The sequence below is a fragment of the Nonomuraea aurantiaca genome (assembly GCF_020215705.1).
In the GTDB taxonomy this organism is placed as follows: Bacteria; Actinomycetota; Actinomycetes; order Streptosporangiales; family Streptosporangiaceae; genus Nonomuraea; species Nonomuraea aurantiaca.
In genome coordinates this window covers 58919-80596 of sequence record NZ_JAIWNB010000027.1, presented here as the reverse complement: position 1 = coordinate 80596, position 21678 = coordinate 58919, and the positions used below count along the sequence as shown (strand labels likewise).

Annotated in this window: 12 protein-coding genes; 5 read left to right on the top strand and 7 right to left on the bottom strand. The window is 71.5% G+C overall.

The window, feature by feature from the left end; genetic code table 11:
• Window positions 1–3: 3 nt before the first annotated feature.
• Window positions 4–1197: a PucR family transcriptional regulator gene (locus LDL49_RS43670; RefSeq protein WP_225300814.1), complete on the top strand. Its 1194-nt coding sequence runs from the start codon at window positions 4–6 to the stop codon at window positions 1195–1197.
• On the opposite strand, the gene ccrA is transcribed toward LDL49_RS43670, so the two are convergent.
• Both ccrA and LDL49_RS57600 read right to left on the bottom strand, forming a co-directional pair.
• On the bottom strand, window positions 1178–2482 hold the full coding sequence (gene ccrA, locus LDL49_RS43665) for a crotonyl-CoA carboxylase/reductase (RefSeq protein WP_225300813.1): 1305 nt from the start codon (window positions 2480–2482) through the stop codon (window positions 1178–1180). The two genes, LDL49_RS43670 and ccrA, sit on opposite strands and share 20 nt — an antisense overlap.
• Complete coding sequence (locus LDL49_RS57600; RefSeq protein ID WP_308016263.1) at window positions 2479–8907, bottom strand: SDR family NAD(P)-dependent oxidoreductase; 6429 nt, start codon at window positions 8905–8907, stop codon at window positions 2479–2481. Before LDL49_RS57600 ends, ccrA begins: the two co-directional genes overlap by 4 nt.
• Window positions 8908–9135: 228 nt before the next feature.
• Between LDL49_RS57600 and LDL49_RS43650 the strand changes: the two genes are divergently transcribed.
• The 4 genes from LDL49_RS43650 (at window position 9136) to LDL49_RS43635 (ending at window position 12485) form a co-directional block, all read left to right on the top strand.
• Complete coding sequence (locus tag LDL49_RS43650; protein WP_225300812.1) at window positions 9136–10290, top strand: alpha/beta hydrolase; 1155 nt, start codon at window positions 9136–9138, stop codon at window positions 10288–10290.
• 145 nt (window positions 10291–10435) lie between these two features.
• Window positions 10436–10660: a hypothetical protein gene (locus tag LDL49_RS43645; protein ID WP_225300811.1), complete on the top strand. Its 225-nt coding sequence runs from the start codon at window positions 10436–10438 to the stop codon at window positions 10658–10660.
• 368 nt (window positions 10661–11028) lie between these two features.
• The gene (locus LDL49_RS43640; protein ID WP_225300810.1) at window positions 11029–12099 is read left to right on the top strand and encodes an MDR family NADP-dependent oxidoreductase; all 1071 of its coding nucleotides are present in this window, start codon (window positions 11029–11031) and stop codon (window positions 12097–12099) included.
• Window positions 12100–12116: 17 nt separating this feature from the next.
• Window positions 12117–12485, top strand: coding sequence for a MerR family transcriptional regulator (locus LDL49_RS43635; protein WP_225300809.1), 369 nt, complete (start codon window positions 12117–12119; stop codon window positions 12483–12485).
• Window positions 12486–12552: 67 nt separating this feature from the next.
• Here the strand turns inward: LDL49_RS43635 and LDL49_RS43630 are convergent, their stop codons facing one another.
• The 5 genes from LDL49_RS43630 to LDL49_RS43610 all read right to left on the bottom strand — a co-directional run bounded on the left by LDL49_RS43630 (window position 12553) and on the right by LDL49_RS43610 (window position 21508).
• Window positions 12553–13836: a hypothetical protein gene (locus tag LDL49_RS43630; RefSeq protein ID WP_225300808.1), complete on the bottom strand. Its 1284-nt coding sequence runs from the start codon at window positions 13834–13836 to the stop codon at window positions 12553–12555.
• A 52-nt stretch (window positions 13837–13888) separates the two neighbouring features.
• Window positions 13889–15253 carry a glycosyltransferase gene (locus LDL49_RS43625; RefSeq protein WP_225300807.1) on the bottom strand — a complete coding sequence of 455 codons (1365 nt, stop codon included), beginning with the start codon at window positions 15251–15253 and terminating at the stop codon, window positions 13889–13891.
• A gap of 153 nt (window positions 15254–15406) precedes the next feature.
• Window positions 15407–16804 (bottom strand): MFS transporter, encoded by a 1398-nt coding sequence (locus LDL49_RS43620; protein WP_225300806.1) that lies wholly within the window; start codon window positions 16802–16804, stop codon window positions 15407–15409.
• Window positions 16801–19842, bottom strand: coding sequence for an MMPL family transporter (locus LDL49_RS43615; protein WP_225300805.1), 3042 nt, complete (start codon window positions 19840–19842; stop codon window positions 16801–16803). The genes LDL49_RS43620 and LDL49_RS43615 overlap by 4 nt, the downstream gene beginning before the upstream one ends.
• A complete protein-coding gene (locus tag LDL49_RS43610) occupies window positions 19835–21508 on the bottom strand; it encodes a fatty acyl-AMP ligase (RefSeq protein WP_225300804.1) in 1674 nt (557 codons plus the stop codon). Before LDL49_RS43610 ends, LDL49_RS43615 begins: the two co-directional genes overlap by 8 nt.
• Window positions 21509–21678: the final 170 nt, after the last annotated feature.

Genomic DNA, 21678 nt, shown 5'->3' with positions numbered 1-21678 from the left:
ACGATGGCCATCAAGAGTGACACCAGCGAGACCCGGATCTCCGCGGACATCGTGAAGACGCTCAGGGCCGGAATCGGCCGGATCTCCGCCGAGGTGATCGCGGAGATCCAGGCTCGCATCCCCGAGTACGCCAGACCGTCCGACGAGGTCTACATCAAGGTCGTCAGGATGGCCGTCGAGCAGGCCATCGACGGCTTCCTCGACCACATCCAGGACCCCGGCGCTCCCTGGGACCCCGAGCCGTTCCGCATGATCGGCAAGGGCGAGGCGGCGGAGGGGCGCAACCTGGAGCCGCTGCAGGCCGCGATGCGGCTGGGCGCCAGAGTCGGCTGGCGGCGGCTGACCGAGATCGCCGACACCCTCGGGCTCTCCCCGCAGTCCCTGTACGACCTGGGCGAGGCCATCTTCGTCTACCTCGACCAGCTCGCCGACGCCGCGGCCGAGGGCTTCGACGAGGCCAGGGCGCACGCGGCGGGCGAGATCGAGCGCCGCCGCAACCGCCTGCTCGACCTGCTGCTGAGCCGGCCGCCCGCCGGCGCGGAGGCCATCTCCGACCTGGCCAAGGCCGCCGGGTGGCGGCTGCCCAAGACCGTGGCCTGCGTCGCGCTCGACGACCAGCACGGCACCTGCCGCTCACCCGCGATGCCGCCCGACGTGCTGATGGGCCTGGACCGAGCCACGCCCTGCCTGCTCATACCCGACCCGAACGGCCCCGGCCAGGCGCGCATGCTGGAGACCGCGCTCCGCGGCTACCTGGGCGCCATCGGGCCGCCCGTGCCCCTGAACGCCGCCGCGGCGTCGCTGCGGTGGGCGGCCGAGGCGCTGGAGCTGTCCGGGCGCGGCGTGCTGCCGCGCGGCCTGCTGCACTGCGCGGACCACATGGCGACGCTGGTGGTGTTCAAGGACGAGGAGCTGGTCAACGCGCTGGCGGAGGTACGCCTGGCGCCACTGGCCCACCTCCGGCCCACGCAGCAGGACCGGCTGGCGGAGACGCTGCTGGCCTGGCTGCGCTACGGCCGGGGGGCGGGTGAGGTGGCGGCTCGGCTGCACGTACATCCGCAGACGGTCCGCTACCGCTTGCGGCAGCTGGAGGAGCTCTACGGCGACCAGCTCGCCGATCCGGACATCCGCTTCGAGCTGGAGATCGTGCTCCGTGCCCGCCGGGCCGCCCTGAACGTTATCCACGGAAAAGTCTGAGGCGCTCCTCGCCGATGCGTTCGCGGAGGCGGCCGTCCTCGATGCCGAGGTCCTCCTTGGGGGCCAGCGCGAGCACGCCGACCTTGCCGACGTGCTGGTTCAGTTGTACGGCCCGCGCCGCGTCCGCCGCCTCGGCCAGCGGGTACACCCGGGAGAGCGTGGGATGGACCATGCCGAGCGAGATGAGCCGGTTGATCTCGTGGCACTCCTGGTAGTTCGCGCCGTGTGAGCCGATGATCTGCTTGAGCCGCATCCACAGGTGGCGGTTGTCGTAGGCGTGGTCGTATCCGCTGGACGAGCCACACGTGACCACCTTCCCACCCTTTTTCGCGACATATACCGAAGCGCCGAAAGTGTCCTTTCCGGTGTGCTCGAACACGATGGCCGGGTCCTCCCCCACCAACCGCCTGACCTCCGCCCCCAGCCCGCGCCAGCCCTTCTCCTCGGTCAGGTCGTCGAACCGCGAGCGGTCGACGACATGCTCGCAGCCCATCGCGCGCAGCAGCGCGGCCTTCTCCGGCGAGCTCACCACGCCGACGGGGATGCCGCCGCCGTTCCTGACGAGCTGCACGCCGTACGCGCCGAGGCCGCCCGTCGCCCCCCACAGCAGCACCACGTCGCCCTGCTTCATCCGGGCGCCGCGCTCGCCGACCAGCATCCGGTAGGCCGTCGACGCGCACAGCATGTTGCACGCCGCCTCCTCCCAGCTCAGATGCCTCGGCTTGGGCAGCAACTGGGTCGCCTTGACCACCGCGAACTCCGCCAGCCCGCCGAAGTTCGTCTCGAACCCCCATGCGCGCAGGTCCGCGGCCAGCATCCCGTCGTGCTGCACGATCGGGTCCTGGCTGTCGAGGTAGGCGGGGCTGGTGACCACGCGATCCCCGGGACGCCAGTGCCGTACCGCCTGACCCGCCCTGACCACCACCCCGGCCGCGTCGGAGCCGAGCACGTGGGTGGGCAGGTCGTGCCGCGGATCCGTACGCCCGAACCGCTCCAGGAACGCGAACGTCGGGATCGGCTCGAACATGGCCGACCAGACCGTGTTGAAGTTGATCGCGCTGGCCATGACCGCGACGAGCACCTCATCGGGGGCCAGCTCCGGCATCGGCACCTCTCCTACGTGGAGCGACCTCCGCACGTCCTTGTCCTGGCCGTCCTTGGTCTGGCCGTTGAACATGCCGACTTCGTCCTTGCGCAGGTGTACGGCCCGGTAGCGCGTCGGCACCTCCAGGCTCGCCAGCTCAGCGGGCCCCGCGCCCGCCACCACGGCCTCTGCCAGCGTCATGCGAGCCTCCTGTTCAGGTCGGCGGCGATGCCTTCGACATGGGGTGGATCGAGCAGATTGAGGTGATGCGCGCCGGGGACCTCGATGATCTCCAGGCGCGGGCAGTACGGGCGGAAGCCACGTGCCGGATCGTCCGCGTGGGCGTACCGCACGTCCTCGACCGCCCAGGGGGTCGGCTCCGTGGACCGGTAGAGGAGCACGTCGCCCAGGTACGGGCCGGGCTCGTAGCGCTCGATGGCCCTGGTGTCCTCGTGCGAGGTGATCTGGTGGCGCAGGATGGCCGGGCTGAGCAGCTCCGGCACACCGGACTCCGCGATCCGCTCTTCGGCGAGCGCGAGCTGCCCGCGCTCGTCGAGCGCCCGGAGCTCCTGCGGGTCGAGACGGATCCGGACGCCGTAGGTGGCACGCAGATAGGCCGCGAAGTCCACGTACCGGCGGGCCTGGATCTCCCGCCGCCGCTCCTCGGGCACCCGTTCGGGCAGCCCTGAGTCGATCATCACGACCAGCTCGACGTCGTCGCCGAGCCGTCTGGCGATCTCGAACGCCAGGATTCCCCCGAAGGACCAGCCACCCAGCCGGTACGGTCCAGGGCAGGTCCGCTTGACGGCCTCGGCGTAGCGGGCGGCACGCTCGGGGATGCCCAGCTCATGGGCGTCGTCCAGCCGTTCCAGGCCGATGGCCGGGAGGTTGAGGCGGGCGGCCAGCAGGGCGTACACGCCTGTGGTGCCGCCGGCGGGGTGGGCCAGGAACAGCGGCCTGCCGGCGGTCCCTTCGGTTCGCTCGGCCTTTTCGCTTCGCTCGCTTCGCTTGGCTTGTTCGGTTTGCTCGGCTTGTTCGGTTCGCTCGGTTCGTTCGGTTCGTTCGGTTCGTTCGGTTCGTTCGGTTCGTTCGGTGAGGGGTCTGACGGTGGCGAGCCCTGCTTCGGCCGCCTCGCCCTGGCGTACGGCATCGGCGACCTCGGCCACCCGCACGCTTTCCCGTCCGCCACCCGTCGCGACCGGTCTGCCGAGTTCGAGGCGGAGAAGGTCGAGGGTCTTCGCCAGCGTGTCCGGCGGGATGGTCTCGGTGACCGAGGGTTCGCGTCCCAGCAGGCCGGTCAGCACCCGGACCACCTGCCGCTCCGCCGCGTCCCTCGGCCCGATCACCGCTCGCCCGTTGAGGGCACCGTACGGTCCCGCTGTGGCGGGCGCCGGATCTGTCGCGGCGTCCGCCTGACCTGCTGTGGCGGGTCCTGTCGCCACATCCACGTCACCCGCGGTGGCGGGCGGCGGCTGGGGCTGCGGGATGCCCAGTTCGGCGGTGACGATCCGGGCCAGCTCGCCCAATGTCCCGCCGTTGAGCAGCGGTGCCGTCGGGATCGTGACGCCGAAGTCGTACTCGATCAGGCCGCGCAGCCGGGTGGCGGCCAGCGAGTCGAGCCCCCGGCCGGTCAGCACGGCGCCATCGTCGAGCCACACCGGCTCCACCCCGAGCACGGCCGCGACCCGCTCCCTGACGGCAGCCAGCACCCCCTCGGGCCCGAGGTCGCGCTTCACCTCTGGGGCAAGGTCGGCGACGTCCGAGAAGTACGGATGGCGACCGATCCCGGGAAACACCGACAAGGCCGCGGCTGGGTCGATCCTGACCACCCCCGCACACCGGTCCCGCTGGATCAACGCCTCCAACGCCTCGACACCCTCCTCGGCGGTCAGCGGCTCGACGCCCGGCATCGTGGCGGCACCGGCCCACGTACCCCAGCCGATGGCGATGGCGGGCAGCCCCTGGGCGCGACGCAGTCGGCAGAGGGCGTCCAGCCAGGCGTTGGCCGTGGCGTAAGCGGCCTGCCCGGGGGACCCGAGCAGCGCGGCGGCCGAGGAGAAGGCCACCCACCAGTCCAGGTCCAGGTGCTCGGTGGCTCGGTGCAGATTGAGCGCGCCGTCCACCTTGGCGGCCCAGACCCGTTCGAGGCTGCTGGGGTCGAGGTCGGCGACCAGACGGTCGTCCAGGACTCCGGCCGCGTGTACGACTCCGCGCAGCCGTACCCCTCCCTCGGTCGCGGCCACCACGAGCCGCTCGGCCGTACCCGGAGCGGCCAGATCACCCACCACCACCTCGGCGACGCCCGCGAGATCGCTGGGCACGGGGGTGGCGGACCGGCCGTTCAGCACGATGCGGGTGGCGCCGAGACGGGCCAGCCGACGCGCGACGACCAGCCCGAGCCTCCCGTACCCCCCGGTGATCACATACCCACCAGGCCCGGCGACCGCCGAGACCGGGCCCGGGGCCACTGGGCCGGAGGCCGCGGAACCGGAGGCCGCGGAACCGGAGGCCGCCGAGGCCCGGCCGGGGGTCGGCGGGCAGAGGTTCGGTGAGGCCGTGCTGGGGGTCGCCGAACCGGGGGTCAGTGGGCTGGAGGTTGCTAGGCCGAGGGCTGCCGGGCCCGCGGTTGCCGGGCCGGGGGTTAGGGTCGCGCGGCGGAGTCGGGCCGCGTAGCGGACGCCGTCGCGCCAGGCCACCTCGTCGTCTTCGGTCGGGGTGGCGAGTTCCCGTGGCAGCACGCTGGGGTCGTCGACGTCCACCAGCCTGACGCGGGCCTCAGGGCGCTCCAACGCCAGCACTCTGACCAGCCCGCTCAAGGAGGCGGAACCCGGATCGGCAGGCTCTCCGTCCCGCACGGCCTGGGCGCGTTCGGTGACGATCGTGAGCTCTGTCCCCTGGTCGGCGAGGCGGGCCAGATCCAGGATCAGTCGCCGAGCCGCCAGCGGTTCCAGTAGCCGCGGAACCCGCACAACAGCGCCCGCTCCCTCCGCCACCACGCGCACCCCGCCCGCCAGAGCCGCCGCCTCGCGGACCCCGCCCGCCCCATCTGCCGCCTCACGGAAACCGCCTGCCAGAGCCACCGCCTCGCGGACTTCGCTCGACCCCAGCGCCGCCTCAGGCACCCCGCCCCACCCCGGCGCCGCCTCTCGAACCTCGACGGCCAGAGCCGTCGGTAAGGGGGTGGGGATCCAGACGCGTTCGACGAGCTTGGCGTCGAGGGGCACCGGGATGCTCGATGCCGGTAGCTCTTGGCTCTCGGCCCCGTGGAGCGTGCCGTCCGCCGTCACCCGCCGTACCCTCTCCAGGGCCTGGGAGGGCGCGGCCGGCTGCGTGAGGCTGGCCGAGCCGTAGACGGTCCAGGAGCCTGCGGCGTTCTTGGCGGTCACCTCGACCCGGGTGTCGGCCAAAGTGACCGTCACCTGCGCGGGCAGGGGAAGCAGCGCGTGCAGGGCCACCTCGTACAGCTCAACCTCGGGCAGTTCCACCGAACCGTGCAGCCCCACAGAGCCGTGCCGTTCCACCAAGCCGGGTCGCTCCGCCGAGCTGTTCAGCCCTGCCGAGCCGTACACCTCCATGGCCGCGGCGTGCGCCAGTCTGGCCACGGCGGCGAGCGGGAGCACGGGGTGGCCGTGGCGATGCCAGTCGGACGGGTCCAGGCGCCAGGGCGCGTCGCTGAGGTCGCCGAGCGTGGTGGTCCACGCGTGTCCGGCCGGGGTCTCGACGTGCGCGCCGAGCAGGCGGTGGCCTGGCGGGCGGCGGTACGGGGTCACCCAGTGGCGGGTGTGCCGCCACGGTGCCCCCGGCACGTCCACCACCCGGCCATGTGTCCTGGGTGTGATGGCGGTGGCCACGGTGGCGAGTTGAGCGTGGAAGGTATGGTCGTGGTGGCGTTCGAGGGAGTGGGTGATCATCGTCGGGGCCGTGAGCGTGTCCTGGAGCGCCTGGCTCAGCACCGGGTGCGGGCTCACCTCCGTGAAGATGGTGAATCCGTCCTCCGCGGCGGCCCGTACGGCCTGGAGGAGGCGCACCGGCCGACGAACGCCTGCGGCCCAGTACGCGGCCTCGAACGTCGGGGTCTCGCGAGGGTCGTCCAAGACCGTGGAATAGAACGGCAGGCGCGGCTTGGCCGGGGTGATGGCGGCCAGCTCGTTCCTGATCTTCGGCAGCAGGGGGGCTACCTGGGGTGAGTGGCCGGCGCCTTCGGTGGTGAGTGTTCTGGCGAACAGACCTCGTGCCTCGATCTCCGCCACGAACCTGGCCACCCGCTCAGGAGCGCCGGTGACGACGGTCTGGTGCGGGGCGGAATGAACCGCCACATACAAGTCGCCGGGCACCTCCTCGGCAGCCACCCCGACCACGGCCATCGCCCCACCACCGCCATGGTCACCGCCGCCGCCACCACCGAGGCTGGCGAGGAGGCGGGCGCGGCGGCAGATCACGCGTACCGCGTCGTGCTGGTCGAGGCCGCCCGCCACCACCGCCGCCGCCACCTCGCCCATCGAGTGGCCGATCACTGCGGCGGGCTCGATGCCGTACACCTGCCACAGGCGGGCCAGGGCGAGCTGGACGGCGAAGATCATGGGCTGGACGGTGGCCACGCCCTTGGCCGCCGGGGCGTGGAGGTCGATGCCGGCCTCGGCTCGGAGCAGGGGCGCGAGCTCGTCGATGGCCTGCTTGTAGGGCGGTTCCGTTTGGTACAGGTGGTGGCCCATGGCCGGCCACTGCGAGCCGTACCCGCTGAAGACCCACACCGGGCCGACCGGCGCCAGGGGGACGGGCCGGGGTGTGACGGCGGCTAGGCGTTCGCGCAGCTCGGCCACATCGGCAGCGGTCACCACAGCGGCCACGGGGGCGATTACGGGGGCGGCCGCGGCGGCGGTCACGGCCGAAGCCGCGCGAGCGCCACCGGCTCGCCTGGCGAGGGTGTGGGCCATGTCGCCGAGGTCGGCTGAGGGCTGCCAGGCGGCCAGCGTCTCCGCGTACTGCCGCACGCGATCGGGCGTGGCGCCGGGGAGCACGAAGACGTGCTGCGCGGGCGCAGGCTGCGAGGGCTGGACGAAGGCGGGCTGCGTGGCCGTCGGGTCGGCTGGGCGGGCGGGAGCCGCCTCACCCACCGCCTGATGGGCGGCCAGCGCGACGTGCGCGTTCGTGCCGCCGAAGCCGAACGACGACACCCCCGCCTGTGCGTCCGGCCGGGGCCACGGCGTCGGTGAGGTGACGACCCGCAGCCGATCCCAGGGGATGTGTGGGTTCGGCTGCCGGAAGTGGAGGCTGGGCGGGATCACGCCGTGCCACAGCGCCAGGACCGTCTTGATGAGCCCCGCGACCCCGGCCGCCGCCTCCAGGTGGCCGAGGTTCGTCTTGGCCGAGCCGAGCAGCACCTGCCCGGGAACCGCCGCGGCGATGGCTCGCGCCTCGATGGGGTCGCCGAGGAACGTGCCCGTCCCGTGCGCCTCCACGTAGTCGGGCCCCCGCTCCAGAGCCGCGTACACCTCGCGCAGCAGGGCCTCCTGTGCCTCGGGGTTGGGGGCGACCAGGCCGTTGGAGCGGCCGTCCTGGTTGACGCCGGTCTGCCTGATCACGGCCAGCACGCGGTCACCGTCCCGTTCGGCGTCCGCGAGGCGTTTGAGTACGACGACGCCGCAGCCCTCGGCGCGTACCATGCCGTCGGCCGACGCGTCGAACGCCTTGCACCGCCCATCCGCCGCCGTACCGCCGCCCTGGTCGAAGGCCACCGTGACCAGGGGCGAGAGCAGCAGGTTCACTCCGGCGGCCAGGGCCAGGTCGCACTCCCCCGATCTCAGGGCGCCTACCGCCAGGTGGGTGGCGACGAGCGAGGAGGAGCAGGCCGTGTCCACCGCCATCGAGGGACCGCGCAGGTCGAGCAGGTAGGACAGGCGGTTCGCGGCGATGCTGAGCGCCGCGCCGGTGGCCGTCCACGCGCCGACGCCGCCCAGGTCCGCGCTGGTCAAGTAGGCGTACTCGGCGCCGGAGATGCCGACGAACGTCCCGGTACGGCTGCCGCCCAGCGACCTCGGCGCGATGCCGCCGTGCTCCAGCGCCTCCCAGGCCGTCTCCAGGAGCAGCCGCTGCTGCGGATCCATGAGCGCCGCCTCACCCGGCGCGATCCCGAAGAACTCCGCGTCGAACCCGGCCACGTCTCCCAGGAACCCGCCATACCTGGTCGTCCCGGCCAGTACCTCCTCCGTACGCGCCGATCCGTCGTCGAACGCCTCCCACCGCCCCGCGGGCACCTCACCGATCGCGTCCCGCCCGTCAAGGAGCAGCTCCCAGTACGCCCCGGGGCCGTGCGCGCCCGGCAACCGGCACCCCACCCCGACCACCGCCACCGGCTCACCCACGTCGCCGGGGATCTCCGCCCTGGCCTCCTGAGGCGGTCCCGCCAGTGCGCGGGCCAGGCGGTTGATCGTCGGGTGCTCCCAGGCCAGGGTCGGGCTCAGCTGCCTGCCGAGCAGCTCGGCCAGCTCGCCCGCGATCGCCACCGCGTCACGTGACGACAGGCCGTACTCCTCCAGCGGCCGTTCCGGATCGACCCGCTCGACTCCGCGTGACGCGACCCGCTCGGTGAGGAAGCGGCGGATGTCGGCTTCGCCCAGTACGTTCACGAGGGCTCCCATGCTGCCGGGTGATCGGCCAACATACCCACACGCCGTGGCGCCGGGGCAGGTCCGTACCGAACATTCCTCGGGTGCGATTTGTCACGCCAGTGATAACCCTCGGTTTTGTCCGGCAGAGCGCAACCAATGCCGATATTTCGTTGCATTGGGTCATAGATGGGCCGGTGCCTGGGCCCCTAGCCTCGCCTCCGGTCTCACTTGCGAAGGGGAGCTCTCATGCGATCCCGCGCCCACGCCCTGCTGGCCCTGGCGACGACGGTGCTCCTCGTCGGCTCGAGCGCCACCCCCGCCCTCGCCGATCCGGGCTGGTCGATCGTGCCCGAGGGAAAATCGACCACCACGGACGCAGACGGTGGGCGCCCCACGGCGGCCCCCAAGACCGCGACGTACTACATGCCCGGCCAGAAAGCCCTCCCCGGCAGCGCTCGCGTCGTGCGGGAGAGGTGGCTGAGCCCCCGCATGCTCGACCTCCTCATCTCCTCGCCGTCGACCGGCCTGATGACGCCGGTCCGCCTGCTGCTCCCCAAGGGCTGGTCCAAGCAGGCGAACCGTACCTGGCCCGTGCTGTACCTCCTGCACGGCGGCGCCGACAACTACACGTCCTGGACCCGTATGACGGACATCGCCGCCTTCACCGAGAACCTGGACGCCATGGTCGTCATGCCGGAAGCAGGCCGAGCCGGCAACTACTCCGACTGGTACAACGGCGGCAAGGGCGGCCCACCGGCGTGGGCTACGTTCCACACCTACGAGGTGCGGCGGTTGCTGGAGATCGGCTACCGAGCGGGCACCCGGCGAGCCGTGGCCGGCCTGTCGATGGGCGCGTACGGGGCGATGAAGTACGCGGCCCGCTATCCGGGGATGTTCCGCTTCGTCGGCGCGTACAGCGGCATCATGGCCACCGAGATCCCCGGCATCCCGGCGATCATCATGAACGCCCAGGCCAGCGAGAAGCAGGATCCCAAGGCCCTGTGGGGCGATCCCATCCGCGACCGGCAGGTCTGGGCGGCCAACGACCCCGTGGCCCTGGCGCCGAGGCTGAGGGGCGTCTCCATCTACATGTCGAGCGGCACGAACAGCTTCATGGGCCCCCTTGACCCGCCCGGCTCCCCCTGGCACCCGGCCCACCTGGGCGAACCCATCTCCGCCTACACGGTCAAGGCCCTGAGCAAGCGCCTGAACAGCCTGGGCATCCAGCACACCCTGAACCTGTACGGCAACGGCACCCACACCTGGCCGTACTGGATCAGGGAGTTCAAGAACTCGTACCCCATGATCTTGACCGCCCTGGGCCTGCCGGGCGGCGGCCCGCCCAAGCTGGACACGACGGACCGCCAGGGCGACTGGCAGCTGGCCAACCCCCGGCCCTGAACATGTCACCGCCCGTCCACCACGGCTTTCCGGACGCCAATAAAACGGACATAAGGCCGATGTTCCTGGGTATTCACGCCCGAAAACCGAACCACTGCGGCGAATGTGGCGTTCTAAGATCTCGCGGTGGCGCATACTGGAGTAGATGAAGCCACCCAGCGCCGCGACCCGGCGCCACCTGCCCACCAGCCCCTTCAAGCCCCCGCCTCCGGCCCCGCCGGTCGAGCAGTTCAGCATGCACGACCAGGTGTCCCACGACCGCTACGGTCTCGGTCGGGTCATCGGCGTCGAGGACGAAGCCGTCCTCATCGACTTCGGATCACGACAGGAACGCATCACGACTCCATACGCCAAGCTGATCAAACTCTGAAACCGCCTGGCACTATCTGAAGCAGGCAGCGTTCGCCAGAGGGCGCTGTCGGCCTGTGTTGACGCGTGTTATCGGGCCCGGCCCTGTAAGTATGGTCACCGCCTTCAGGCGCTCCGCGCCGATGGAGCTCGGGCGGTGATAGTGGGGACATGTCCCCACACCTCCGGCGAGGTGACCTTCCGGCCCTCGTGCTCCCCGGGCCCAAGCCGTCTGGCCAGTTCGTGCTATCGGAAAACACCTGCGGCGTGCGCGCCCCAGGGCGGCGAGCCACGACCATCACTCATCGTGCGACTTGCCCTTGACGTATGGGTCAAGGGTTAGGGTCGCGACGCCATAAGGGCCCCCTGCCCACCGCTGAGGAGCGTCGCATGCCCGCCCTGCCCCGCACGTCCCGCGAAGCCTTGCCCCGTACGTCCAGCGAAGCCCTGCCCCGCGTGTCCCGGGAAGTCCGGCTCGCCGGCCTGCCCGACGGCCTGCCGAGGCCGGAGCACTTCGAAGTCGTCGAGACGCCGCTGCCGGTGCCCGAAGAAGGCCAGGTACTCGTCCGCAATCGCTTCTTCCACGTCTTCGCCGCGCTCCGCACCCTGATCGGCGGAGGGGTGAAGGGTACGCCGTTCCCTCCGCTCCTACCCGGTGACACCCTGTTCGGGGCGGCGATCGGCGAGGTCGTGTCAGCGCCCGCGGACAGTGGGCTGCGCCCCGGCGAGCTGGTCTCGCACTGGCTCGGGTGGCGCGAGTACGCGGCCGTGGCCGCGGCCCAGTGCACCCCGCTGGGTGACACGCTGCCCGACCCTGTCGCGCACCTGTCACAGGGCTGGACGGCGTACGCCGCGTTGACCCTGGGGGCCGAGGTACGGCCGGGCGACACGGTGTTCGTCTCCGGCGGCGCCGGCGCGGTCGGCTCGCTGGCCGGGCAGATCGCCCGCCTGCTCGGCGCGGCGCAGGTGATCGGCAGCACCGGCTCGCGGGAGAAGGCCGAGCGGCTGGTGTCCGAGCTGGGGTATGACGCCGCCGTGATCCGCGGCGCGGAGCCGATCGGCGAGCAGCTGGCCAAGATCGCGCCAGGCGGCATCGACGTGCTCCTGGACAACGTCGGCGGCGAGCAGCTCCAGGCGGCGGTGTCCGCGGCCCGGCCCGGGGCGCGGTTCGTCCTGGTCGGCGCACTGTCCGGCCAGATGTCGGCACACGGCACCGGTACGACGTCACCGGTCGAACTGGACACCTACCAGCTCATCCTCAAGGGGATCGCCATGCGTGGCTTCAGTGCCCCGGACGACGCGCGGGCACGATCACAGTGGACCGAGCGTTTCGGCGGCTGGCTGCGTTCCGGCGAGATCACGTTTCCGCACGTACGCGTGCCGGGCATCGAGCAGGCTCCCCAGGCGTTGCACGAGATGATCGGCGGACGGCACCTCGGAGCCGTCGTCGTAGAGCTGTAGCCATCTTTGGAGGACTGATGCGGATCGGCGACGCGGCGGCAGCAGCGGGCACGACACCTCGGGCACTGCGCTTCTACGAGCAGCGCGGGCTGCTGCCCCCGGCGCCGCGCACGATGACCGGGCAGCGGGAGTACGGGCCCCATGACGTGGCGCTGGTGCGGATCATCCGCGAGCTGCTGTCACTGGGTCTGACCGTCGAGGACGTACGCAGCTGCGCCGAACGCCTCCACCTTCTGGAGGGCGAGGCGCTGCCGCCGTACGGGAGCACTGGCTGCACGCAGGGCACCGGAGTCGTCCAGCGCCGGCTCACCGCCCTGGACGAGGAGATCTCCCGCCTGACGGCACTGCGGGAGCGACTCGCCGCCCGGGTGGGCACGACGACCTGAGCCGGGTCAGCAAGACGACCCGGGCAGCCGCCCGGGTCGTCACACCATCTGTCCTGATCTGACCTGATCAGGCGGTGTGCAGATATACCTGCCCGAACACCTCGGACAGCTTCTTGAGGTCCGTGGCCGAATCGACTTCCGGCGCCGACGGGTCGTAGATCGTGGCCAGCCGGGGACGGATCGAGGTCAGCTTCTTCAGCTGGTCCCAGGTGGCGTTCTGCGCCCACTTCTCGCCGTACAGCCTGCTGACCTGTCCCTGGTCGTTCTGCCAGCGGGACCAGAGGTTGATCGTCTCGGCGGCGTCGGCCTGGAGCGGCGTGGCGATGCGGTCGGTGATCGACTTGGCGGCCTGCTCGGCGTTCAGCTGCGGCGAGCCCACGGTGGCGAAGCCCGCGTCCTCCGCGGCGATCTGACCATAGGCGTCCCAGGCGCGGGCCCTGACCTGGATCCACTGGTTGCGCTGGGCCTCGGTGGCGTCGATCTTCCAGGTGGCGTACTCGGTCGCCAGGTGCCCGCCGTCCAGGGCGAGCTGGTCGACCAGGCCCTTGGTGAGCCAGGCGCCGATCCGCTCGGGGTCGAGCAGCGGGTACTTCTTGGCCACCTCGACCTTGCACGTGTCGTTGGCGCCGCAGCCGAGCAACGGCACCACCGTGTGCACGGCCAGCTTCTTGCCCGGCGCGAGGTTGCGGAGCGTGGTGGTGGCCTCCGTGACGAACTTGTCCATCTCGTCAGCCGTCTCGAACGTCTTGTTGAACCCGAGCTGCGAGCTGAACCTGATCCCCACGGCCCCCTGCTGCGCCGCGACCGCGGCGACCTTCTTGGCCGCCTCGGCGAGCTTGCCCGCCTTCCAGTCGTCGGCCAGCTCCGCGTCGATCCAGACGCGCATCCCGGCCGCGGCCGCGGCCTTGACGGCCTGGCCGCCGGCGGACTTCTCGGCAGCCTGGATCTCGGCCTTGGACAGGCCCTCGGGGTTGACGAAGCAGTCCTCGCCGGACTGGCACTCGGGCGAGCCGCCGTCCTCGGCGCCGTCGACGTCGGGCGAGTCGACGTCGTGCAGCTGGCCGTCGCCCTCGGAGGTGTCGGCGCACTCGTTGCCGGCTTCGGTGCAGTCGACGGTGATCGGGTTCAGCGGGCCGGCTTCCTGCAGGTGCTCGCCGTCGTTGGAGAGCCAGAAGTTGGCGATGTCCCGCGCCTCGTCGGGGGTGGCCATCCAGCGGCACACGACGTACGCCGGGGTGTCGCCGGACATCAGGTCGTTGCAGCTGCGCGGATCGTCCTCCGACCAGGCTGGAACGCCTATGCCCAGCAGTGAGAGTGCCAATCCGATGACGAAAATCTTCCTCAGTCGCATGGCGCCTTACTCCAGGGGGTGATCGCGGACATATCGCACAATATCTGGATGATCAGCTACCTTCAATGAGATCCACTGCGTTCTTCACCCCGTGTTCCACCCGCAGTAGCCTTCCAAGTTGCGCCGCGTTCTCGCGATATTCCGGTACGGCCAGCAACCGCGCGGCCAACGACCGCCCGCTCAGCGCCCGAATCGGCAATGGCGGCGGACCCACTCCCAATGCCGCCACCCGGCGACCCCAGAACGGCTGGTCGGAGAAGAAGGGGCAGACCACGTTCGGCACCCCGGCCGCCAGCCCCGCCGCCGTGGTCCCCGCCCCACCGTGATGCACGACCGCTGCCATCCTCGGGAACAGCACCTCGTGCGCCACCTCCCCCACCGGACAGACGTCCGCCGAGGCGGCCACGGGCAACCCCTGCACCACCGCCCGTACCTTGGCCAACCGCAGCGCCGCGACCACCTGCTCGGCGACGGCCTCCGGGTCATCCGGCGCCATGCTCCCGAACCCGACGAACACGGGCGGCGACCCACCCTCCAGAAAGGCGGCGACGTCTGGGGGCAGCGGGACGACGGCCGGGCCCGGGTGCGGCGGGAGAGCTTCTCTGTCCAGGGCGGGGGAAACGGCTCTGTCCAGGGCCGGGGAAACGGCTCTGTCCAGGTCAGGCGGGAGGGCGGTCGGGTCGGAGTGCGGCGGGAGGGTGGGGCTGTCCGGGTGGGGTGGCAGACGCCAGTAGCCGGTCAGGTGGACGTAGTCGGGCCAATCGCGCGGCCTGGGCACCACCAGCGGGCTCACCCCGCACAACACCGGCACCCGATCCCGCCGGTCGGCCGCGAACGGGCTCCTCCGCAACGGTCGCAGCCCCAGCACCTGCCCGCGCAGCCGGTTCATCATGCGGCCCAGCATCAGCCAGCCGAGCCGCTCGACCACGGCGAAGCTGGCCCGGTTGCCGATCCTGCCCAGGGTACGGCGCGGGATCAGCGGGTTCGGGAACTCGCCGGTCGGCTCGCTGGGCTGGAACTGCAGGATCCCGTACGGCATGCCGTACCTCTCGTAGAGGTGCCTGCCCATGGCGCCGAGCGCGGGAGCGAGGACCAGTTCGGCATCCGCGCAGGCGTCGTCCACCTGGGCGACGAGCTCTGCGGCGAGAGGTTCGAGAACGGCCCTGAAGCCCCGCACGAACCCCAGCGGCCCGCTGCGCAACCACGCCTGCCCTTCCTCGCTCTCGACGATCGCCACCGGATCCACCCCCAGCGGCACGAACCGCAGGGCCCCCGAATGCTCGCCTAAGGCCAGATACCCGAAGCGCTCGGGCGCGACGAGCGTGGCCTCGTGCCCACGCTCGGCCAATCCCTGGGCCAGCGCCACGCACGGCTGAGTGTCCCCCCGCGACCCCAACGCCAGCACAGCAACCCTCACGCCCAGCCCGCCTTCACACCCAACCCGCTCTCGCGCACGCCCAGCTCGCTCTCGCGCCCCACCCGCCATTACACGCAACCCGCCGTGGTCACGCCCCAGCCCGCCCTCACGTGCGGGTCACCGTCTTGGCCGACCATCTCACGGCCGATCTGCTCATGGCAGTGTCAGTAAGGCGATCAACGCGCCCAGGAGTACGAGGGCCGCCGCGACCAGCAGTCCGAGCGCGTACCCCTGGGAGAAGCTCCCGGCCTCGTGGACGATCACCCCGATGGCCGCGACCCCGAAGAGCCCGGAAATTTCACGACTCACGGAGAAGATCCCACCAGCCACTCCGGCCCGAGACTCCGGCACAGCCGCCAGCACGGCCGACCCCAGCGGCATGGTCAGCGCCGACCCCACCCCGATCGCGCACACAGCGGGCACCAACTGCCCCCACCCGTCCCCCGCCTCCAGGAACGCCGCCCCCACCATCCCAGCCGCTACGAGCACCAGCCCGCAGGCGACCGTCCTCCCGCTCCCCAGCCGCCGCTCGACCACCGGCACCAGCGGCGTGACGACCACCACGAGCAACGCCAACGGCACGAACGCCATCCCAGAAGCCGTAGGCGTGAACCCGAGCACCCCCTGCAAGAACAGCGCGGTATAGAAGAACACCCCGTTGACCCCGAGCCCCCACAGCACCTGAGCCAGCACCCCACCCGCGAAGCTCCGGCCCGCGAACAGCCCCAACTCCACCATCGGCGCCCGCGCCCCACGCTCCACGACCAGGAACAGCAGCCCGCCACCCACGCACCCGGCCACCGCGATCAGGATGGGCGGCGACCCCCAGCCGTACTCACCCCCGTGGATCAGCGCGAACGTCCCAGAAGCCAAGAACACCACCGACGCCAACAACCCAGGCACATCCGCCTGGCCCCGCCGCCCGAACCGATGCCCGGCCCACTGTCCGGCGGGAGGCTCGGCGCTAGGCCCGGAGCGTGTTTCCGGTATGGCGACGGTGGCCAGCGCGATGACGGCCGCTCCCATGGGCACGTTGATCAGGAAGACCCAGCTCCAGTGGGCGTGCTGGCTCAGGTACCCGCCCACTACCGGTCCCAACGCGAGGGCCCCGGCGCCGGACGCCATCCAGATGGCCACCCCGAGCGACCGGTCGGGCCGCCCTGCCAGCACGGCCAGTGTCGCGGGCAGGATGAGCGCCGCTCCCACCCCCTGGGCCAGCCGTGCGGCGACCAGGGGCTCGATCGACGTGGCCAGACCGGCGCCGAGCGATGCCCCGGTGAAGACGGTGAGCCCGACGAGCAGCACCTTGCGCCGGCCGTACACGTCGGCCAGGCGGCCGCCGGCGATCATGAGGCCGGCGAACGTCAGGATGTATCCGGTGGCGACCCATTCGAGCGCGCTCAGGCGGGTGTGGAGATCGCGCTGGATGCTGGGCAGGGCGACGGTGACCACGGTGTTGTCCAGCGTCGTCACGAACCCGGCCAGGCCGACAACCGTCAGGAGCGGCCAGGATCGGGTGGTGGGCTGGACAGGGGCGACGGCCAAGGTCACATGTCCACCTCCGCCCAGGTCCAGCCGGGGCCGTCGGGGTTCGCCCTGACGACCCTGGTACGACCGGCGGTGACCTTCTCCCAGGTTGGCCGCCGCGTACCAGCAGCACGCCCGGAACCAGGGGCGCCCGGATCGTCGGGAACGGACGCGGTGCCGGAACCGGACGCCATGCCAGGACCTGCCGGGCCATCGGAGCCTGCGGGGGCATTGGGTCCAGGCAGGGCATCCAGATCGGTGCCGGCATCGGCGCCGGTCGGGCTATTGGTGGTCGGACGGGCGGTGACCGGTGGTCGTTTGGAGCCCGCGGGCTCGGCAGTGCTGTAGGGACGCTTCCTGACGAGGGGCGCGGCGGGGCGCGGCGTGGGGAGCGCGGCAGGACGCGACGTGGGGAGCGCGGCGGGGGGCGGGGTGGGGGGTGCGGCAGGACGCGGTGTGGCGAGGGCGGCAGAGCCCGGGGTGGGGGGTGCGGCAGGGGGGTCGTGTTCGGCGGATACCGGCATGGGGTCGGTGTCCACGCCGAAGATCACCGGACGGCCGTTGACGGTCACCGCCGCCGCACCAGGGCCGTCCTCCGCCCAGCACCAGCCGGGGCCGTCCGGATTGGGCTTGATCACCCGCCCGGGACGCGGGCCGCTCGCCGTCTCGGGGCGCCGAGCCCCGCCGACGTCCGTACTCGCCGACGCGGCGCCTTGGGATGACGGCGGTGAAGACCGTGCCGGCGGCGAAATCACTTCCCCGGAACCGGGACGCGGCCGCTCAGCAGCCCGCTGCTCAGCGGACGACCGTTCAGCAAGCGACCGTTCGACAAGTGGCCGCTCAGCCAACGACCGCCCCGAATGCCGCCCCTCCGCAGGCGGTGGCCCCTCGCGGAACTCGAGCCGTCGATGGACCCCCCGTAGCACCCCCGGCAGCCACCAGTTGGCTCCGCCCAACAGCCGCATCGTCGCCGGCACCAGCAATGCCCGCACCAGCGTCGCGTCCACCACGATCGCCACGAACATGCCCACCCCGAGCAGCTTCACGATCGTGATCCCGGCCGTCGAGAAGGCCCCGATCACCACCAGCAGCAACAGCGCCGCACTGGTGATGACGCCGCCGGTCCGCTGCAGACCCGTCGCCACCGCGGCCGTGTTGTCCCCCGTACGCAGCCACTCCGCCCGCACGCGCGACAGCAGGAACAGCTCGTAGTCCATCGACAGCCCGAACACCACCGCGAGGATCAGTACCGTCACCGTGGCCTCGATGGTCCCCGTGGACGTGAAGTGCAGCCAAGGCGCCAGGTGGCCGTCCTGGAAGGCCCAGACGATCACGCCGAACGAGGCCCCGATCGACAGGACGTTCATGAGCAGGGCCTTGAGCGGCAGCACCACGGAGCCGAAGGCGGCGAACAGGAGCAGGAACGTCACCCCGCCCACCACCAGCGCCATCCACGGCAGCCTGGACAGCAGGCTCGACAGGAGGTCCATCTGGGCCGCCGTCGGGCCGCCCACGACGATCCGCCGGATGTTCGGCTCCGGGGTCATGGATCTGATCAAGGTCACCAGGTTCTGGGCCTGGGCCGACATGGGGTCGTAGGAGTAGCGGACCGCCAGCCGTACCGCACCGTTGGGCTGGGAGAGGCCGGCCAGGTCGACGCCCGTGACCCCGGGCAGCTTGCGCAGGCGGTCGGCGAGGGGCTTGGCGTCGGTGGGGTCGATCGCGGTGACGGCGCTGATGGGGGTGTAGCCCTGGCCGAGGGGACCGACGGCGGCGGGTCGGGTGGTGAAGGAGCGTTCGATGAGGGCGTGGACGTCGATCGTGGCCATCGAGTTCCTGGCGAAGTCGCGGTCGACGGTCTCGGCGACGCGGCGGCTCTCGGCGGCGGCGGGCAGGACGCGGTGGTCGACGTTGCCGAACCGTGCGTGGGCGAAGGGCCCGGCCAGCGCGAGCAGTACGGAGGTGACCGCGATCAGGTAGAGCACCGGCCGCTTCATGACGCTGGAGGCGATCGCGTGCCACAGGCCGGAACCCACGCGGGCCGAGCCGAAGTCGGGGGTGATGCGGATGGCGTCCACGCGGGGGCCGAGGATGGACAGCGCGGCGGGCAGGACGACCAGGGCCGCGGCCATGGCCACCAGCACCACGGCCGCCGCGCCCAGCCCGATCGAGCGCAGGAACATCTGCGGGAACAGCAGCAGCCCCAGCAGCGAGGTCGCCACCGTCAAACCGGAGAACGCGACGGTACGCCCGGCGGTCGCCATGGTGTGCACCACGGCCTCCCGGGTCGGGGCGCCGATCCTGATCTGCTCGCGGAAGGCGTTCAGCACGAAGAGCGAGTAGTCGACGGCCAGCCCGAGACCGAGCATGGTGACCACGTTCAGCGAGAAGACCGAGACCTCGGTCACCTCGGTGAGCAGCCTGAGCAGCACGAGCGCGCCGAGCACCGCGAAGAGCCCGACGAGCAGCGGGAGCCCGGCGGCCACCACGCTGCCGAACACCACCACGAGCAGCACCAGCAGCACCGGCATCGAGATCGCCTCGGCGCGCGCCAGGTCGGCGGCCGTCTGATCGTTCAGCTCCTTCAGGAGCGGCACCGAGCCGCCCACCTGGACCTGGAGGTTCGCGACGGGCAGCCGGTCCTTGATCGCGGCGTATGCCGCCTGCTTGGCGCCCTTCAGGGTGATCAGGGCGTAGGTGGCGTGTTCATCGGTGGACATCAGCTCCTTGGCGCCGGTGGTCCAGTAGGTGGCCAGCTTGCGGACGTACTGGGCGGGCAGGGCGCGCAGGGAGTCGTGTACGGCCTTCTTGAAGCGCGCGTCGCGCACCTTGACCTGCGGGTGCCGGTAGAGGACGACCACGTCGGGCGCGTTGCCGCTGTACCAGGCGTCGTTCCAGCGGGCGGCGGTGGTCGAGTCGGCGGCCGGGTCGGCGAAGCCGCCGTCGGCCATCCGGCCGAACAGCTGCAGCCCGAAGGGCGCGACCAGGACGGCCGCCACCAGGCTCAGGACCAGCAGCGTCCACCGGCCGCGGTGGATCAGGCGCCCCGCCGACTCAAACAAGGGCGCCCTCCAGGTACGCCCGCAGGCAGGCCCGCCGGGCGATCTTGCCGCTGGTCGTCCGGGGTACGGCTCCGGTGCCCGTCAGCACGAAGTCGTGCACGGATAAATCGTGAAATTTCCGGACCGCTGCCCGTACCCGGGCCGCCACCTCGGCCGGATCGGCCGAAGCGCCACCGCGCGACCGCTCGGCCACCACCACGAGCCGCTCGGTCTCCTCCCCCGGCACGGAGAAGGCCGCCACGTGGTCGCGGCGCACGGCCCGGTGCGCCTCCTGGACGGTGACCTCGATGTCCTGGGGATAGTGGTTGCGGCCGTCGACGATGATCAGGTCCTTGATCCGCCCGGTGACGTACAGCAGCCCGCCGTACACCACCCCGAGGTCGCCCGTACGCAGCCAGGCGCCGTCCGCGCCGTCCAGCACCGCGCCGAACACCTCTGCCGTGCGTAGCGGATCGCGCCAGTAGGCGCGGGCCACGTTCGGGCCCTGGACCCAGATCTCCCCCACGCGACCGTCCGGCAACTCCTGCCCGCCCGAGCCGACGACGCGCACCCGCTGACCACCAGGCCGTCCACACGCCACCAGCGTGGTCACCTCCCCCGCCCCCGGCCCGCCGTACGGCACGGCACGGCCGTCGCGCAGGGCGTCGCGGTCGAAGTCCGTGGCCACCACCGCCTCACCGGGTCCCATGGCGGAGACGAAGACCGTGGCCTCGGCCAGCCCGTACGCCGGCGTGTGCGCCTCCGGCCGCAGCCCGCACCCGCCGAACGCGGCGTGGAACGCCTCGACGGTGCCGGGCCGTACCGGCTCCGCGCCGTTCAGCATGACCCGCACCCCGGACAGGTCCAGCCCTTCCTTGTCGGCCGCGCCGACCCTGGCCGCCGTGTACTCGTAGGCGAAGTTGGGCCCGCCGGTGTAGACGTCGTCGAACTCGCTGAGCAGCCGCAGCCAGCGCACCGGATGCATGACGAACGCCACCGGATCCATGAACGCCACCTGGTTGCCCGCCACCATCGGCAGCGCGATCGTCGCCACCAGCCCCATGTCGTGGAAGAGCGGCAGCCACAGAGCCGCGACCGAGGTACGCGGCTTGGCCCGGAACAGCTCCCACAGCTGCGCGGCGTTGGCCTCAAGGTTGCCGTGCGTGATCTCCACACCGGCGGGCGCCCGGGTGGAGCCGGAGGTGTACTGCAGGTAGGCGAGGTCGCCGGGCCCGCTTGGTACGGGCTCCCACTCGTCGGCGAGCAGGTCCGAGACCGTGTCGACGGTGATCACCGGAACCTCAGCGGCGAAGGCCCGCACGCCGGGCAGCGCGGCCGTGGTCGTGAGCACGGCGACCGGATCGGCATCGGAGTAGGCGCGGGTCAGTCGCTCGGCGTGCCCCGGCAGATCGGGCGCGAACAACGGCACCGCCACGACCCCGGCGTACAGGGCGCCGAGCATCGCCACCACGTACGGCAGCCCTTGGGGAGCGAGGATCGCCACCCGGTCCCCGGGACCCGCGATCTCGCGCAGCCGTACGGCCAGCGCCCGCGCTTTGAGGTCCGCCCGAGCCCAGGTCAAGGTCTCGCGGGAGCCGTCACCCAGGTAATCGACGAAGGTGTAGGCGGGCGCGTCCGGGATCTCCCGCGCCCATCGCGCCACGCGCTCGATCAGTGCCTCGGGCATGCGCGGGTCCCCTCGCCGACTACAGGGACCTAGAAAATTACGGCAGAAAGAGCTTCGATTCTTGCCAAACGCCTGCACATTCCGCTTCCGGTCTTGTCAGCAGCGTGACAAGCACGGAGATATCCAGACGACAGCAGAGGCGGTGAACCATCACAATAGTGAGCGTTTGG

Bases quoted from the DNA above. Each gene is read 5' to 3' on its own strand.
- LDL49_RS43670 (WP_225300814.1), top strand. From the start codon at position 4: ATGGCCATCAAGAGTGACACCAGCGAGACCCGGATCTCCGCGGACATC.
- ccrA (WP_225300813.1), bottom strand. From the start codon at position 2,482: ATGACGCTGGCAGAGGCCGTGGTGGCGGGCGCGGGGCCCGCTGAGCTG.
- LDL49_RS43650 (WP_225300812.1), top strand. From the start codon at position 9,136: ATGCGATCCCGCGCCCACGCCCTGCTGGCCCTGGCGACGACGGTGCTC.
- LDL49_RS43645 (WP_225300811.1), top strand. From the start codon at position 10,436: ATGAAGCCACCCAGCGCCGCGACCCGGCGCCACCTGCCCACCAGCCCC.
- LDL49_RS43640 (WP_225300810.1), top strand. From the start codon at position 11,029: ATGCCCGCCCTGCCCCGCACGTCCCGCGAAGCCTTGCCCCGTACGTCC.
- LDL49_RS43635 (WP_225300809.1), top strand. From the start codon at position 12,117: ATGCGGATCGGCGACGCGGCGGCAGCAGCGGGCACGACACCTCGGGCA.
- LDL49_RS43630 (WP_225300808.1), bottom strand. From the start codon at position 13,836: ATGCGACTGAGGAAGATTTTCGTCATCGGATTGGCACTCTCACTGCTG.
- LDL49_RS43610 (WP_225300804.1), bottom strand. From the start codon at position 21,508: ATGCCCGAGGCACTGATCGAGCGCGTGGCGCGATGGGCGCGGGAGATC.